Origin of the sequence: Kluyvera sichuanensis, from assembly GCF_040930405.1 — a bacterium.
GTDB classification, from domain to species: domain Bacteria; phylum Pseudomonadota; class Gammaproteobacteria; order Enterobacterales; family Enterobacteriaceae; genus Kluyvera; species Kluyvera sichuanensis.
The window spans coordinates 5,061,267-5,075,999 of the sequence record NZ_CP162271.1 but is presented as its reverse complement, the minus strand read 5'-3'; the positions used below and the strand labels follow the sequence as shown (position 1 = coordinate 5,075,999).

The 14,733-nt window shown below is 56.7% G+C and carries 14 protein-coding genes; 8 read left to right on the top strand and 6 right to left on the bottom strand.

Features of this window, described 5'->3' with window-relative positions:
• Positions 1-54: 54 nt before the first annotated feature.
• Entirely contained in the window at positions 55-2,772 is a 2,718-nt protein-coding gene (locus tag AB2B48_RS24100; RefSeq protein WP_368302004.1) for a cation-transporting P-type ATPase, read from the bottom strand.
• Positions 2,773-3,289: 517 nt separating this feature from the next.
• Here AB2B48_RS24100 and AB2B48_RS24095 point away from each other — a divergent pair.
• A complete protein-coding gene (locus tag AB2B48_RS24095; RefSeq protein ID WP_185669556.1) occupies positions 3,290-3,538 on the top strand; it encodes a DUF1158 domain-containing protein in 249 nt (82 codons plus the stop codon).
• A 176-nt stretch (positions 3,539-3,714) separates the two neighbouring features.
• Here the strand turns inward: AB2B48_RS24095 and AB2B48_RS24090 are convergent, their stop codons facing one another.
• Together AB2B48_RS24090 and AB2B48_RS24085 are read right to left on the bottom strand one after the other, a co-directional pair.
• Entirely contained in the window at positions 3,715-4,062 is a 348-nt protein-coding gene (locus tag AB2B48_RS24090) for a RamA family antibiotic efflux transcriptional regulator (protein WP_185669555.1), read from the bottom strand.
• Positions 4,063-4,094: 32 nt separating this feature from the next.
• Positions 4,095-5,195: an MBL fold metallo-hydrolase gene (locus tag AB2B48_RS24085; RefSeq protein ID WP_368300469.1), complete on the bottom strand. Its 1,101-nt coding sequence runs from the start codon at positions 5,193-5,195 to the stop codon at positions 4,095-4,097.
• Positions 5,196-5,384: 189 nt separating this feature from the next.
• Between AB2B48_RS24085 and AB2B48_RS24080 the strand changes: the two genes are divergently transcribed.
• The 3 genes from AB2B48_RS24080 to nfsB all read left to right on the top strand — a co-directional run bounded on the left by AB2B48_RS24080 (position 5,385) and on the right by nfsB (position 7,104).
• A complete protein-coding gene (locus AB2B48_RS24080) occupies positions 5,385-5,960 on the top strand; it encodes a TetR/AcrR family transcriptional regulator (RefSeq protein ID WP_185669553.1) in 576 nt (191 codons plus the stop codon).
• Positions 5,960-6,328, top strand: coding sequence for an MmcQ/YjbR family DNA-binding protein (locus AB2B48_RS24075; protein ID WP_185669552.1), 369 nt, complete (start codon positions 5,960-5,962; stop codon positions 6,326-6,328). The genes AB2B48_RS24080 and AB2B48_RS24075 overlap by 1 nt, the downstream gene beginning before the upstream one ends.
• Positions 6,329-6,450: 122 nt before the next feature.
• Positions 6,451-7,104 carry an oxygen-insensitive NAD(P)H nitroreductase gene (gene nfsB / locus AB2B48_RS24070; RefSeq protein WP_368300468.1) on the top strand — a complete coding sequence of 218 codons (654 nt, stop codon included), beginning with the start codon at positions 6,451-6,453 and terminating at the stop codon, positions 7,102-7,104.
• 96 nt (positions 7,105-7,200) lie between these two features.
• Here the strand turns inward: nfsB and AB2B48_RS24065 are convergent, their stop codons facing one another.
• On the bottom strand, positions 7,201-8,040 hold the full coding sequence (locus tag AB2B48_RS24065) for a helix-turn-helix transcriptional regulator (protein WP_368302003.1): 840 nt from the start codon (positions 8,038-8,040) through the stop codon (positions 7,201-7,203).
• A gap of 131 nt (positions 8,041-8,171) precedes the next feature.
• Between AB2B48_RS24065 and AB2B48_RS24060 the strand changes: the two genes are divergently transcribed.
• Together AB2B48_RS24060 and AB2B48_RS24055 are read left to right on the top strand one after the other, a co-directional pair.
• Positions 8,172-9,599, top strand: a complete 1,428-nt coding sequence (locus AB2B48_RS24060; RefSeq protein WP_368300467.1) for an MFS transporter — start codon at positions 8,172-8,174, stop codon at positions 9,597-9,599.
• 78 nt (positions 9,600-9,677) lie between these two features.
• Complete coding sequence (locus AB2B48_RS24055; protein ID WP_185667055.1) at positions 9,678-10,922, top strand: mechanosensitive ion channel family protein; 1,245 nt, start codon at positions 9,678-9,680, stop codon at positions 10,920-10,922.
• Here the strand turns inward: AB2B48_RS24055 and AB2B48_RS24050 are convergent, their stop codons facing one another.
• Entirely contained in the window at positions 10,923-11,822 is a 900-nt protein-coding gene (locus tag AB2B48_RS24050; RefSeq protein WP_368300466.1) for a LysR family transcriptional regulator, read from the bottom strand.
• A 133-nt stretch (positions 11,823-11,955) separates the two neighbouring features.
• Here AB2B48_RS24050 and AB2B48_RS24045 point away from each other — a divergent pair, with 133 nt between their 5' ends.
• Together AB2B48_RS24045 and AB2B48_RS24040 are read left to right on the top strand one after the other, a co-directional pair.
• Positions 11,956-12,762 (top strand): alpha/beta fold hydrolase, encoded by an 807-nt coding sequence (locus AB2B48_RS24045; RefSeq protein WP_368300465.1) that lies wholly within the window; start codon positions 11,956-11,958, stop codon positions 12,760-12,762.
• A complete protein-coding gene (locus AB2B48_RS24040; protein WP_368300464.1) occupies positions 12,759-13,655 on the top strand; it encodes a DMT family transporter in 897 nt (298 codons plus the stop codon). Before AB2B48_RS24045 ends, AB2B48_RS24040 begins: the two co-directional genes overlap by 4 nt.
• Positions 13,656-13,703: 48 nt before the next feature.
• On the opposite strand, the gene AB2B48_RS24035 is transcribed toward AB2B48_RS24040, so the two are convergent.
• Entirely contained in the window at positions 13,704-14,684 is a 981-nt protein-coding gene (locus AB2B48_RS24035; RefSeq protein ID WP_185667058.1) for a LacI family DNA-binding transcriptional regulator, read from the bottom strand.
• Between the last annotated feature and the right edge of the window lie 49 nt (positions 14,685-14,733).

The following is a 14,733-nucleotide window of genomic DNA, read 5'->3' as shown; positions in this document are numbered from 1 at the left end:
GGAGAAATCCTTGCAGGGCAAGCGCCCCCCTCCGGCTGGAGAGGGGCGTATGAGTTACGAGGTCGTTTTACGGAAACGGCGGGTCAGACGTTTTTCCACTTCAACCACCAGGAACATCGCGACGCCAATCACCAGGGTAATGCCCCAGTAGCGCAGCGGCAGCGCTTCAGTGCCGAACAGCGTCTGCATCAGCGGCAGGTAGATAATCGCCAGCTGGAGCAGAAGCAGTACGCCGGTCACCAGCCAGATGCCTTTGTTCTTCAGCAGGCCGCGGTTCAGAGAGAAGCGGTCGCTGCTGCGGCAGTTGATCATATAGACCCACTGCGCGGTCACCAGCATCTGCAGCAGCACGGTGCGCACGAACTCGGCGCTGTGGCCGCGCGGTGCCAGCCAGGCCTCAAGAATAAAGGCGGCAATGGCAATCATCGAGCCGACAAAGGCAACGCGCCAGACGGCAAAGGCATCCATCACGTGCTGGCCAGTTTTACGCGGCGGCCGGTTCATTACGTTACGCTCAGCGGCTTCAAAAGCGAGGCCGAAGGAGAGCGTGGCGGAGGTTGCCATGTTCATCCACAGAATCAGCACCGGGGTCAGCGGGATGATGTTCCCCGCCAGCAGGGCGATGATAATCAGCAGCCCCTGCGCCAGGTTGGTCGGCATGATGAACAGAATCGTCTTCTTCAGGTTGTCGTAGACACGACGCCCCTCTTTGACCGAACTGGCAATGGTCGCGAAGTTGTCATCGGTCAGGACCATATCGGCGGCCTCTTTGGTCACCTCGGTACCTTTAATACCCATCGCGATACCAACGTCTGCCTGACGCAGTGCGGGCGCATCGTTTACGCCGTCGCCGGTCATACCGACGATTTCGCCGTTCTCCTGCAGGGCTTTCACCAGGCGCAGCTTATGCTCCGGGCTGGTGCGGGCGAAGATGTCGTACTCCACCGCCGCTTTTGCCAGCTCGGCGTCGTCCATGTGCTCCAATTGGTAGCCGGTCATCGCTTCACTGCTGTTACGGATCCCCAGCATCTGGCCAATGCTCATGGCGGTTTGCGGGTGATCGCCGGTGATCATCTTCACGCGGATCCCTGCATTCTGGCAGGTGTGGATAGCTTCAACGGCTTCCGGGCGCGGCGGGTCCATCATCCCGGCAATGCCGAGGAAGATAAGGCCTTCCTGCAGGTCGCTATGGTCGAGGGTTTTCGCCCCCGGCGCGGCTGGCTTGGTCGCTGCGGCCACCATACGCAAGCCCTGGCTGGCAAAACGCGCCATCTCCGCTTCCCAGTAGCCGCGGTCGAACGGGGCGACGCCGCGTGCGGTTTGCTGCTGCTGGCACAGGGCGAAGAGCACGTCCGGTGCGCCGGTCACCATCACCACTTCGTCATCAGCAAGCTGGAAGTGGGTGGACATGTATTTGTACTGCGAGTCGAACGGGATCTTGGCAATCAGCTGGGTACGCATCGGCTCAAGGTTGGCTTTCGCTGCCAGCACTTTCAGCGCGCCCTCGGTTGGACCGCCGGTAATGCCCCAGTGGCCCTGCGCATCCTGAATCAGCTGGCTGTCGTTGCACAGGTCGATGGTGCGCAGGTATTTCTCCAGCACGGTATACGGCTGTACTTTGACCGGCTCGTTGCTGCCTTCCAGGTAAATGCTGCCGTGCGGCTCGTAGCTATTGCCGTCAACGCGGTAGCAACTGTCGGCGGTAATGATCGCTTTAACGGTCATTTCGTTCATGGTCAGGGTGCCGGTTTTATCCGAGCAGACCACGGTCATCGCGCCCAGGGTTTCAACGGTCGGCAGCTTGCGGATAATCGCCCGCTTACGCGCCATCGCCTGGACGCCCAGTGACAGAATAATTGAGATAATCGCCGGCAGACCTTCCGGTACCGCGGCAACCGCGAGGCTAATCAGCGACAGCAGCAGTTCGCCCAGCGGAATGTCGCGCAGCACCATGCTGAAGACAAACAGCGCGCCCATCATCGCCAGAATAATGGCGAAAATCGCTTTGCCGAGCTTGTCCATCTGCACCAGCAGCGGCGTGCGGTGCTTCTCGATACCCGCCATCATCTGGTTGATGTGACCCAGTTCGGTCTCCTGCCCGGTCGCCACGACCACGCCCACGCCGCCACCGGCGCTGACGGTGGTGCCGGAGAAGACCATATTAGTACGGTCGCCCAGCGGCAGTTCGCCATGCAGCACGTCGGTGTGCTTGTCGACCACGGTGGACTCGCCGGTGAGGATCGCCTCTTCCACGCGCAGGTTGTGCGCTTCAATCAGGCGCATGTCCGCCGGAATACGGTCGCCCGCACGCAGTACCACGATATCGCCCGGCACCAGGTCGGTGGTCGCCACCGTTTTATGGCTGCCGCCGCGAATGGCGCGCGCGTCGCTGGAGAGCATATTGCGGATGCTTTTCAGCGATTTCTCTGCGTTGCTCTCCTGAATGTGGCCGATCAGGGCGTTAATCACCGTGACGCCGAGAATGACAAAGGTATCGACCCAGTGGCCCATCACGGCGGTCAGCGCCGCCGCGGCCAGCAGGACGTAAATAAGGACATCGTTAAAGTGGGCAAGGAAACGCAGCCACGCGGGTTTGCCTTTTTTCTCCGGCAGCGCGTTCGGGCCGTAGGTGTTCAGACGCGCGGCGGCGTCGTCCATGCTCAGACCATCAGGCTGGCTGTTCAGGTGTGATAGCACCTGCTCGGTGGTCTGCTGGTAGGCGTGCTCATGCGGGTCGTGACCCGCGTGCGGCACATTCTGGGCGTTCATCATTTTAGACACAATAAGGTTTCCTTTTAAATTCCTGCGAACGGAAAGCCTGAATTCCATTTCTGGCCAAGGCGATATCACTGAATCATATTTGCGAGCAAAAAATCTTTTATCGAGCCACAATATTTTTTGCTTTTTAAATTTTCAGAATGACATTAAGCTGAATAACTAATATTAATATTACAGAATGTTCCTAAACCCCATCTAAACGAGGTTATTATGTTTGGAATCTACAAAGGACGCCGCCTGGCGCTGTACGTAGCGCTGGCTATCGTGATTGCTACGTTGATTGGATATAGTACTTATACTTTTGTAAAAATATTATCGGGAGCATGACGTTAATTTACGAAAGCTATATTTAATTTAAACCAGAACATTATTTTATTTATCGCCATGCGATTATTATCGTAGGTCTGGTGATTTATATTAATTATTCGCTAAGGGATTTGTTTAATTAGAAACATTGCGTTCTATTAAAAATTACCGGACAATAATATCTTTAACCAAAGATTAACATTATATGAAGCATCCGCTCGAATCCCTGATGACCGCCGCCGGTATTTTGTTGCTGGCACTCCTCTCCTGCCTGCTGCTGCCTGCGCCGTCGCTGGGGCTGACGCTGGCGCAAAAGCTGGTTGAGACCTTCCATTTTATGGATCTGAGCCAGCTGTACACCGTGCTGTTCTGCGTGTGGTTTCTGGCGCTGGGGACGATTGAGTATCTGGTGATTCGTTTCGTATGGCGGCGCTGGTTTTCGCTGGCGGATTGATCGCCACGATTAGCACGTACGGTCCCCTCGCCCCTTTGGGGAGAGGGTTAGGGTGAGGGGAGATGGGCAACTGAGTCACACCCTCACCCTAGCCCTCTCCCTGAGAGGGAGAGGGGGCAATCAGCGCTTGTTTTCGCTGGAAGATTGATTACAGCGACGCCGACCCCGGGGCAGAATCAATGCGTCTGCGGACGATGATTCTCTTTGCGATAGGCACCCGGCGACTGATGGAACGTGCGGGTGAAAATGCGGGTAAAGGTCTGCTGGGAATCAAACCCGTACTTCAGGCAGATGTCGTAAACCTTTTGATCGGTCGTACACAGCTCATCGGCCGCCAGATTCAGCTTCCGGTGGCGAATGTAGCGCCCCAGACTCTCCCCTTTGTGCTGCAGGAAAATACGCTGTAAATGCCATTTTGAGTACCCTGCCCGACGGGCAATTTCATCAATACGCAATGGCTGATGCAGATTGTCGTCAATCCATTCGACCAGTGTGTCGACAACCTGAGTGGCTAATTCGGTCATACACCCTCCCCTCGTTTAACGACTGCCGGCGGTTATTCCCACCAGGCACCAAATGTTTGTGCGGTATCAGCAAGCCACACCGGCTCGCCCTGCATCGGCGTCAGCAGCCGATACGCTTTGTCTTTGCTGGCCTGCGCCAGACGTTTGTACGGATCATCCCAGGTGTGTTTTGCCAGCACGAAGCGTCCGGCGTGACCCGGCAGCACACGACGAGCGTTGAGATCCGCCGCCGCCTGCGCCGTCTGTTCCGGCATCATGTGGATGTAGCGCCAGTCCTGGTCGTACTGACCGTCTTCCATAATGGCGACGTCCACATGACCAAACTGCTCGCCAATCGCCTTAAAGTGCGGGCCATAGCCGGTGTCGCCGCTGTAGTAGATATTCTGCGTCGGCGTCACGAACATAAAGCTCGCCCACAGCGTCTGGTTACGCTTCAAGCCGCGACCGGAGAAGTGACGCGCGGGCAGCACGTGCACGCTCAGCGCATCGCTGATGGTGACGCTCTGCTGCCAGTCTGCTTCGGTAATCACGTCATCTTTCATGCCCCAGTAACGCAGGTGCGAACCCACGCCTAGCGGCACCACAGCACGTTTGATCTTCGGCATCAGTCCTTTGATGGTGGCGTAATCCAGGTGATCGTAGTGGTCGTGAGAGATGATCAGCAGGTCTATCTCCGGCATGTTCTCCGTGCGCCACGGGTAGTTGCCCGCAAACGCCTTATTCAGAAACGAGAACGGCGCGGCATAGCTGCTGAATACCGGGTCAATCAAAATACGTTTGCCCGACAGCTGCAGGTACCACGAGGAGTGGCCGAGCCAAATCATGGTGTCCTGCCCCAGCGGCAGGCTGGCGAGATCGGTTGGCACCATCGGCAGCGGCTGTGTTGGGCGCGCATTTTCGCGTTTGGCGGTTAAAAACTCCCACCACGCCATCACCATGTTTTTGTCACCGGTAAAGCCAGGCGTTGGCAAGGTGTTCTGGAACGCGCCGTCACGGTAGTTCGGCGAACGTTCAATCTGACTTTTCTCAACCCCTTGCGGTGCCTGACCAAAACCGGCGTTCAGGACAAAGGGTAAACTTGCAGCACTGGCAATAAGCATGATGGCAACCACACTGATGATAAAAGGTTTCATATCCTGACCCTGGACCGGCTTCGTCCAGGAAGCCACACTAAAAAGGTTGATTATGAGTGAGTAGGCACTCATTATAGAAAGGCGGGGAAAAAATCGTCAAGCAATTTTCAAAATTTGACAATCGACGTTGAAGTCCCTGGGGTCGGCATGTTTCAATCACGTTTTTTACAGTCAGAGAGGTAAAGTGTAGTGGCTCGTCCGAAGAGTGAAGATAAAAAACAAGCGTTACTGGACGCTGCGACCAGCGCCATTGCCCAATCCGGCATTGCCGCATCGACTGCGCTGATTGCGCGCAGTGCGGGGGTTGCTGAGGGTACGTTGTTTCGCTATTTCGCCACCAAAGACGACCTGCTTAATGCGCTTTATCTGCATCTGAAAACCGGCCTGTGCGAGGCGATGAAAGCCGGGCTGGTGGATACCGAAGTACCAAAAGACTTTACCCATAGCATCTGGAACAGCTACATCGACTGGGGCGTTCGCAACCCGACCGGACACCACGCGCTGCGCCGCATGGCGGTGAGCGAAAAAATCACCGAAGAGACCACCGCCCAGGTTAAAGCCATGTTCCCGGAGCTGCAAAAGCTCTGCCAGCGCTCGGTACGCCCGGTCTTTATGTCTGATGACTTCCGCGCCTTTGGCGATGCGCTGTTCCTGTCGCTGGCGGAAACCACGATTGAATTTGCCAGCCGGGAACCGCAGCGTGCCGATAAGTTCAAAGCGCTGGGCTTCGAAGCGATGTGGCTGGCCCTGGCGGAAGGTGAGTAATGGACGGTAAAACGCTGCATGAACGGGCGCACGAGTTTGCGCTAACCCTGCCCTTCTCCGACATCTACTGGCCTTTCGGCCCGGAGTACGATGTCTTCACGGTTGAGGGTAAAATGTTTATGCTCAAGGCCTATCTGCGCGGCGAACCTATCATCAACCTGAAGGTTGACCCGGAACAATCGCTGCTGCATCAGGCTATCTACCCGCACATCAAGCCTGGCTACCATATGAACAAAAAGCACTGGATTTCGGTTCACCCTGGCGATGAGATCACGGTCGATCTGCTCAACAGCCTGATTGAAGATTCGTGGAATCTGGTGGTGAACAAGCTGCCAAAACGCGTGCAACAGCGCGTGCGTCCCGTTTGATTTTGCGTTAAATGCGATAAGTGTTATCGCATTTTACACCCTTCTCATTTGTTAAATCGCGCGGTACCCTGCTTTGATACGACGCACCGATTTGCGGTGTTTTTTATCATTCAGGAGTGTTTATGGACATCGTTTCCGTTGCTAAAGCGCGCTATTCCACCAAAGCCTTTGATGCCAGCAAAAAGCTGACCACCGAGCAGGCTGCTGCTCTGAAAACTCTGCTGCGCTATAGCCCTTCCAGCACCAACTCCCAGCCGTGGCACTTTATCGTTGCCAGCACCGACGAAGGTAAAGCGCGCGTGGCGAAATCCGCAGCGGGCGGCTACGTGTTCAACGAACGCAAAATGCTGGATGCTTCTCACGTGGTGGTGTTCTGCGCCAAAACCGCGATCGACGATGCCTGGCTGGAAAAAGTGGTGGATCAGGAAGATGCCGATGGCCGTTTCGCCACGCCAGAAGCCAAAGCCGCCAACCACAAAGGTCGTATCTTCTTCGCCGACCTGCACCGTAAAGAACGTCACGACGACGCGCAGTGGGCAGCTAACCAGACCTACCTGAACGTGGGTAACTTCCTGCTGGCGATGGGCGCAATGGGCCTCGACGCAGTACCGATCGAAGGCTTCGACGCCGAGATCATGGACGCCGAATTTGGTCTGAAAGAGAAAGGCTTCACCAGCCTGGTCGTGGTGCCGGTTGGCCACCATAGCGTGGAAGACTTCAATAAGGCGCTGCCCAAATCTCGTCTGCCGGAAGAAGCGGTGATTACCGAGATCTGATTTAGCTTCTGTGCCTTCCCGGCGGCGCTTCGCCTGGCCGGGCTACTCGAATATTGTAGCCCGGCCAGGCGAAGCGCCGCCGGGATCTACTCTGTACTACAACCTCGCCAACACCCCTTCCCCAACCTCATCTACCGGTAAATACACCAGCAGACGCGAGCCGTTGCGCGGCGCGGAGTACCAGTACATCTGCTGGAGCTGAAATTCGCCGAACTCGGGATGGCGGAACGTTTTGATCTGGTTTTCGACGCCGCGCACTTCGTAGCGCTGGTGCCATAGGGCTTCAAACTCGGCGGAGGCGGCGAAGAAGCGGGCAAGCTTGTTTTCCCACGCCGGTTCTCCCCGGTGTTCGGCCATCGCAGCGCGGAAATAGGAGACGAAGTTGCCCAGTACGTCAGGGTTAGCCAGTCGACTACGCCAGCCGGGATGGGTCAGATACAGGTAGATACAATTTCGTTCATCTTCGGGAATGATGGAAAAATCGACGCCCATCAGCCGACAAAATGCCTCATTCCACGCCACGATGTCAAAATTGGGCTTCTGAATACTGGCCGGTTGAGGCAGCAAACTGTCCAGCATACGGCGCGTGCCGGGGCTGATGCCCTCGCACTGAGGAACATTGGCGGACTCCAGCGGCGTCAGCCCCGCCAGCACGAACAGGTGGCGCGTCTCAAGTTCGCTGCACTGGAGCGCCTCGGCGATCGCTTGCATTACCGCCACCGACGGATTAACCTCGCGCCCCTGCTCAAGCCAGGTATACCAGGTCACGCCAACGTCCGCCAGCATCGCCACCTCTTCACGACGCAGGCCCGGCGTGCGCCGTCGCCCGCTGCGCGGTAACCCCAACCGCTGTGGATCGAGACTTTCCCGTCGCGCCCGAAGAAATGCACCCAGTTGCTTACGGTTATCCATCTGCCGTATCTGCAATACGTCCATTTCACTGTGGCTGATGAGGCTCATGGTATCTCCAGCATAGTAGTGCCAGTACCAGTATAACCAGGAACTGGTACCCGTTTATTTAATCAGCGATGCTACGTCCAATCGCTGAATGACGCAATGGAGTCACCATGAAAACGTCTGCTGTTTCACCCGGTCGCGCAGGGCTTTTCCTGTTGCTGACCGGCCTGATGTTACCCCAAATCGATACCTCGATTACCAACGTCGCCCTGGATTCCATTACCGAGTCTTTGCATGCCAGCCCCACCCAGCTTGAGCTGATTGTGGCGCTGTACGGCGTGGCGTTCGCCGTCTGTCTGGCGATGGGCAGCAAGCTTGGCGACAACTATGGTCGCCGCCGTCTGTTTATGTGGGGCGTGGCGATTTTTAGCCTCGCGTCGCTGCTGTGCGGCGTCGCTAACTCAATTACCGCCCTGCTCGCCGCCCGTACGCTTCAGGGCGCCGGCGCGGCGCTTATCGTGCCACAGATCCTCGCCACGCTGCACGTTACGCTAAAAGGAACGGCGCATGCCCGCGCCATTAGTCTGTACGGCGGCATTGGCGGCATTTCGTTTATCGTCGGGCAGATGTTCGGCGGCTGGCTGGTGTCGGCGGATATCGCCGGGATGGGCTGGCGTAACGCCTTCTTTATCAACGTGCCCATTGGCCTGCTGGTGCTGGCGTTCAGCCGCCGTTACGTGCCGGAAACCCACCGTGATGAACACTCCACCATCGACTGGCAGGGCACCTTTAGCCTTGGGCTTATTCTCTGCTGCCTGCTGTTCCCGATGGCTCTGGGGCCGGAGCTGCACTGGCCGTGGTCGATGCGCCTGATGCTGCTGGCGATTATCCCCCTGCTGTTCTGGATGCGCGCCACCGCGCTGCGCAAAGAACAACGCGGCGAGCATCCGCTGCTGCCGCCACGCCTATTGCAGCTGGCCAGCATTCGCTTCGGTATGGTGATTGCACTGCTGTTCTTCAGCGCCTGGTCCGGGTTTATGTTCTGTATGGCGCTGACCATGCAGTCTGGCCTCGGCATGGCACCGTGGCAGTCGGGCAACAGCTTTATCGCCCTTGGCGTGGCTTATTTCCTGTCGGCGATGTACGCACCGAAGCTGATTGCGCGCCACAGCATGGGACGCATTCTGGTGGCCGGTCTGGTGGTGCAGATTAGCGGCCTGCTGCTGCTGATGGAGACCTTCCACCACTACGGCCAGGCGACCACCACGCTGACGCTGGTACCCGCCACGGCGCTGATTGGCTACGGTCAGGCGCTGATTGTGAACTGCTTCTATCGGGTGGGAATGCGCGATATTACCGCTAACGATGCGGGCGCGGGCAGCGCGCTGCTAAGTACGCTGCAGCAGGCCACGCTGGGGCTGGGCCCGGCGGTATTTGGCTCGCTGCTGCTGATGCTGATGCGTAACCATCACGGTAGCTATCCGCAGGCGATGATCGGCTTTCTCGGCGTAGAGGCGGTGATGATGCTGCTGCTGGCGGTCATTGCCATTGGCCTGCGCCATCATTTAAACCGTAGCCCGACGATGGCAACTTCCTGATTATTAAGTTCCTGTATACCTGTTTGCATATTATAGCCAGCCTGGTCATTATTAAAGGCTGGCTATATAGGAGACGTTATGCAGGAACTCATTTCCCAGATAGAAGAGATGGGCATTGAAATAAACCATACCAATTCGCTGGTGATCATCTTTGGTATTATTTTTCTCACTGCCATCATTGTTCATCTGATTTTACACCGTCTGGTGCTGCGCACCTTCGAAAAGCGGGCGCAGGCCAGCAGCCATTTATGGCTGCAAATCATCACGCAGAATAAGCTGTTTCACCGACTGGCGTTTACGTTACAGGGGATCATTGTTAACGTGCAGGCCGTGCTGTGGCTGCAAAAAGGCAGTGAAGCGGCGGAAATATTAACCACGGTGGCGCAACTGTGGGTAATGCTATATGCCCTGCTGTCGTTCTTCTCACTGCTGGACGTTATTTTTAATCTGTCGCAAAAGCTCTCCTTCTCCTCTCAGCTTCCGCTTAAAGGCATATTCCAGGGCGTGAAACTGGTGAGTGCGATTCTGATTGGCATCCTGATGATCTCCCTGCTGCTGGGGCAGTCACCGGCGATTCTGATAAGCGGTCTGGGGGCCATGGCGGCGGTGCTGATGCTGGTCTTTAAAGACCCGATCCTCGGTCTGGTGGCCGGTATTCAGCTGTCGGCGAACGATATGCTGAAGCTCGGCGACTGGCTGGAGATGCCGAAATACGGCGCCGATGGTGCGGTCACCGATATTGGCTTAACCACGGTTAAAGTGCGTAACTGGGATAACACCATTACCACGATTCCCACCTGGTCGCTGGTCTCTGATTCATTTAAAAACTGGAGCGGCATGTCGGCTTCCGGTGGGCGTCGAATTAAACGCAGCCTGAACATTGATACCACCAGCGTCCATTTCCTCGATGAGCAAGAGCAGCAGCGCTTAATTCAGGCGCGACTGTTAAAACCGTATATGGACTCTCGTTACCAGGAAATTAGCCTGTGGAATCAGGAGTACGGCAGCGATGATTCGGTGCTTAACCTGCGTAAAATGACCAATATCGGCACCTTCCGCGCCTATCTCAACGAATATCTTCGTAACCATCCGAAAATTCGCAAGGATATGACGCTGATGGTACGCCAACTGGCGCCGGATAATAACGGCCTGCCCATTGAGATATATGCGTTTACCAACACCGTTATCTGGGCAGAATATGAAAGTATTCAGGCTGATATCTTCGACCATATTTTCGCTGTGGTCGAAGAGTTTGGCCTGCGGATACATCAGTCGCCAACCGGTAATGATATTCGCGCCCTCGCGGGTGCTATCGGGCAGTAATCACGCCACCTCAGGCGTCTGAATCAGGGCGATAAACTTGTCAGCCAGCGGATTTTTCCGGCTGGCTGACCAGGCCACCGCCGTGGTGATCACCTCAATCGTCTGGTCGAGCGGCACCGTCACCACGTTGGCCGGTGACAGACGCTCCAGCGAATCCGGCACCAGCGCAATCCCCTGCCCACAACCGACAAAAGCAATCTGCGAAGAGACCGAACGGACGTGGTGGATAATCCGCGGTGAAAAGCCTTCGCTGCGACAAGCAGCGGTAATGCTGTCGAAATAGACCGGGCTCAGGTGACGAGAGAACATCACCCACTCTTCCTGCATCAAATCATGCAGCGCAATCCGAGGCTCGGCGGCCAGCCGATGCTGACGGGGCAGCGCCACTACCAGTTCAGCGCTGGACAGCGGCAACAGCGTAATGCCCTCGCCCATCTCCCCGGTGAGGCGCGCAAAAGCCAGATCGATCTCGCCGTTTTGCAGCGCCAGCACCGCTTCGGCGCTGTCGATCTCCTTAATGGAAATCACGATATCGGGGTAGCGCGCTTTCATCTTATCAATCAGCGGCGGCAGCACGTCGAGCATGGCGGTGCTGATGGCGCCAATGGTCAGCATGCCGGTATGCCCAGCCACCGCTTCGTTCACCGCCAGTTCCAGCCGCTCAACCTGCTCGGCAAAGCGTTTGACCGCCGGAAGAATAGCCAGCCCGACGGGCGTGAGCTGCACGTTACGCTTTGAACGGTCAAACAGCTGCACCTTCAACGACTGCTCCAGCACCTGAATCTGCTGGGTTAAGGGCGGCTGGGTCATGCCAAGCCGCTTCGCCGCGCGGCCAAAATGTTTCTCCTCCGCCACGGCGAGAAACAGCCACATATGGCGAATAATGCGAAAATTGATCATCTCTGCATGGCTCCTTTCAATGCCCACACCAAACGATATTAAAAATATATCAGATCATTACTTTAATACGATTTTACATATCAGAGAATCACGGCGACGATAGCCATCCCACGAATGAATAAGAAGAGTGACCATGCCCCACGAATTTCACCGCGCGCGCCTTTCGCTAACGGTACAAGCAACACCAATGCAGGTGGCCGCCATTCATCGCACCGGTAACCGTGAACCGATTGTGTTTCTCCACGGTTTCGGTTCAACCAAAGAAGACTATGCCGATATCGTGCGTCACGCCGCCTTCGACGGGCGACCGTTTCTCGCCTACGACGCCCCCGGCTGCGGGGAGACGCAATGCCCAAACCTGCAAAAAATTTCGATTCCGTTTTTAGTCGAGACGGCGCTGGCGCTGATTGACCAACTGGGCTTCCAGCGCTTCCACCTCGTCGGCCATTCCATGGGCGGCCTGACCGCGCTGATGCTGGCGCACGCCCACCCCGAGCGGGTGCTAAGTTTTGTCGATATCGAGGGCAATATCGCCCCGGAAGATTGCTTCCTGAGCCGCCAGGCGATTGATTATCCGGACGGTGACGATGAACAGTTCTTCGACGATTTTATCGTCCGTACTCATCACTCCCCGGCGTGGGCCAGCGCGCTGTATGCCGCCAGCCTCAAGCATAAGGTGCGAGCGGCAGCGGTCAGGCCCATTTTTACCTCGATGGTGGACTATTCCGACCACGGCGACCTGATGGCGAAGTTTTTGAACCTGCCGTTCCCAAAAATGTTTATGTACGGCGAGCAGAACAACACCCTGAGCTATCTGGCGGATATTGAACAGCGCGGCGTGACGCTTGCTGAAATTCCCCACTGCGGGCACTTCCCGATGTATTCCAACCCGGTAGTGATGTGGCAACGCATCAGCGAGCACCAGGAACAGGCACGGTGAAACTGCATCTCACTTCCCGGGTTGCCGGGTTTTCGCTGGCGATACTCGCGGCGTTCGGTTTTTCATTTAAGGCGATATTCGTCAAGCTGGCTTATGAGGTCGCACCGGTTGACCCGGTCACGCTGCTGATGCTGCGTATGTCGATGTCCCTGCCGCTGATTGCGCTCACCGCGCTGCCGGTGCTGCGTAAAATACCCACGCTGCATCGCCAGGATTACATCCTGCTGGTGGTGCTCGGGGTGGCGGGCTATTACGCTTCGGCGATGCTCGATTTTATGGGCCTGCAGTACATTACCGCCGGGCTGGAGCGGCTGATTCTCTTTACCTACCCGATGCTGACTATCTTGATTGGCGTCTTTTTTCTCGGCAAAACCTTTGAGAAGAAACTGCTGCTGGCGATGCTGCTCTCTTACGGCGGCATTCTGATTGCCTTTGTGCACGACCTCGGGCTCACCGCCGATAGCCATTCGGTACTGATTGGCGGTTCACTGGTGTTTGGCTGCGCTATCACCTACGCCATTTACAACGCCGGGGCGGAGGTGGCTATCGGGCGCATGGGGGCAATCCCGTTTTCAATGCTGGCGCTGTTGGTGTCAATTGCGGCAACCCAGGTGCACTTTTTTGCCACCCGCCCCGTTGCCGCACTCAATCTGCCGTGGCAGGTGTATGCCTATAGCGCAGGGATGGCGGTGTTTTCCACGGTGATGCCGATATTCTGGCTGTCGTCGGCTATTCACCGCATCGGCGCGGCAAAAGCGGTGCTGATTGGGTTAATTGGGCCGATTCTGACCATTCTGTTTAGCTGGTGGCTGCTGGACGAGCCGCTGTCGGTGGAGCAGTTACTGGGTACGGGGCTGGTGGTATGCGGGCTGCTGGTGGTTATCAGGCGGTAGGATAAACATTGCCAGATGGCGGCGAAACGCCATCCGGCAACGCTAATATCAGGCGCTGGCGCGGGGAATAAAACGCCACTCCAGCATCACCCGCTCTGGGGCAACGTCCGGGTTGTCGATTTTGTTGAGCAGCAGCGTGACCGCTTTGGCGCCAATCTCTCTTGATGGCTGCTGCACGGTGGTAAGCTGCGGCGAGACCATCTCCGCCAGCTCCGTGCCGTCGAAACCGACTACGGCGATATCTTCCGGTACGCGCAGCCCGGCCTGCTCGATGGCGCGAATAGCTCCCGCCGCCAGTGAGTCCGAGATAGCAAATACCGCATCCGGGCGCGGGTTCATCGCCAGCAGATTTTTCATCGCCGCCTTGCCCGCCGCCGCGCTGAGATCGTCGGCATACTCCACCGCCGCGAAATCGAGCCCCTGCTGTTGCCGCACGTCCTGATAGCCCTGCTCGCGCAGGCGGGCGTATTTATAGCTTAAATCATGGTTAATCAGGGCAATACGTTGATGCCCCTGCGCCGCCAGATAGCCTACCGCGTGCTGAGCCGCATCAACGTCGTTAATACCCACGCAAGAAACGTCCCCCGCATCGGCATATTCGGCACACTGCACCCACGGCGCGTCGCCAATCACCGTGGTCAATTCCGGCAGTCGGGCAAAGGCATCCATGGTGATAATGCCGTCCACCATCTTGCCGGTCAGCAGACGCAGGCCAGACTTCGAACGTTCGATATCAGAACCGGAATTACACAGCAGAATGCGATAGCCGTTTTTCTCCGCTTCCTCTTCAATGCCCTTTACCACTTCCGCACAGAACGGGTTGGCGATGTTTGACACCATCACCAGGATCATTGAGCTACGCGCCGTGCGCAGCTGGCGCGCCAGCAGGTTCGGTTGATAGTTACTCTCTTTGATAGCCTGAAGCACCCGCTCGCGGTTCTTTGCTTTCACCGTTTCGCTGTTGTTCAACACCCGCGATACGGTGGCTACCGACACGCCCGCCAGCTGGGCGATTTTCTGAATTGACATGCTATGCCGTTCCCTGCAATTAACGCTTTGCGTGCAGGCTACCATAAAA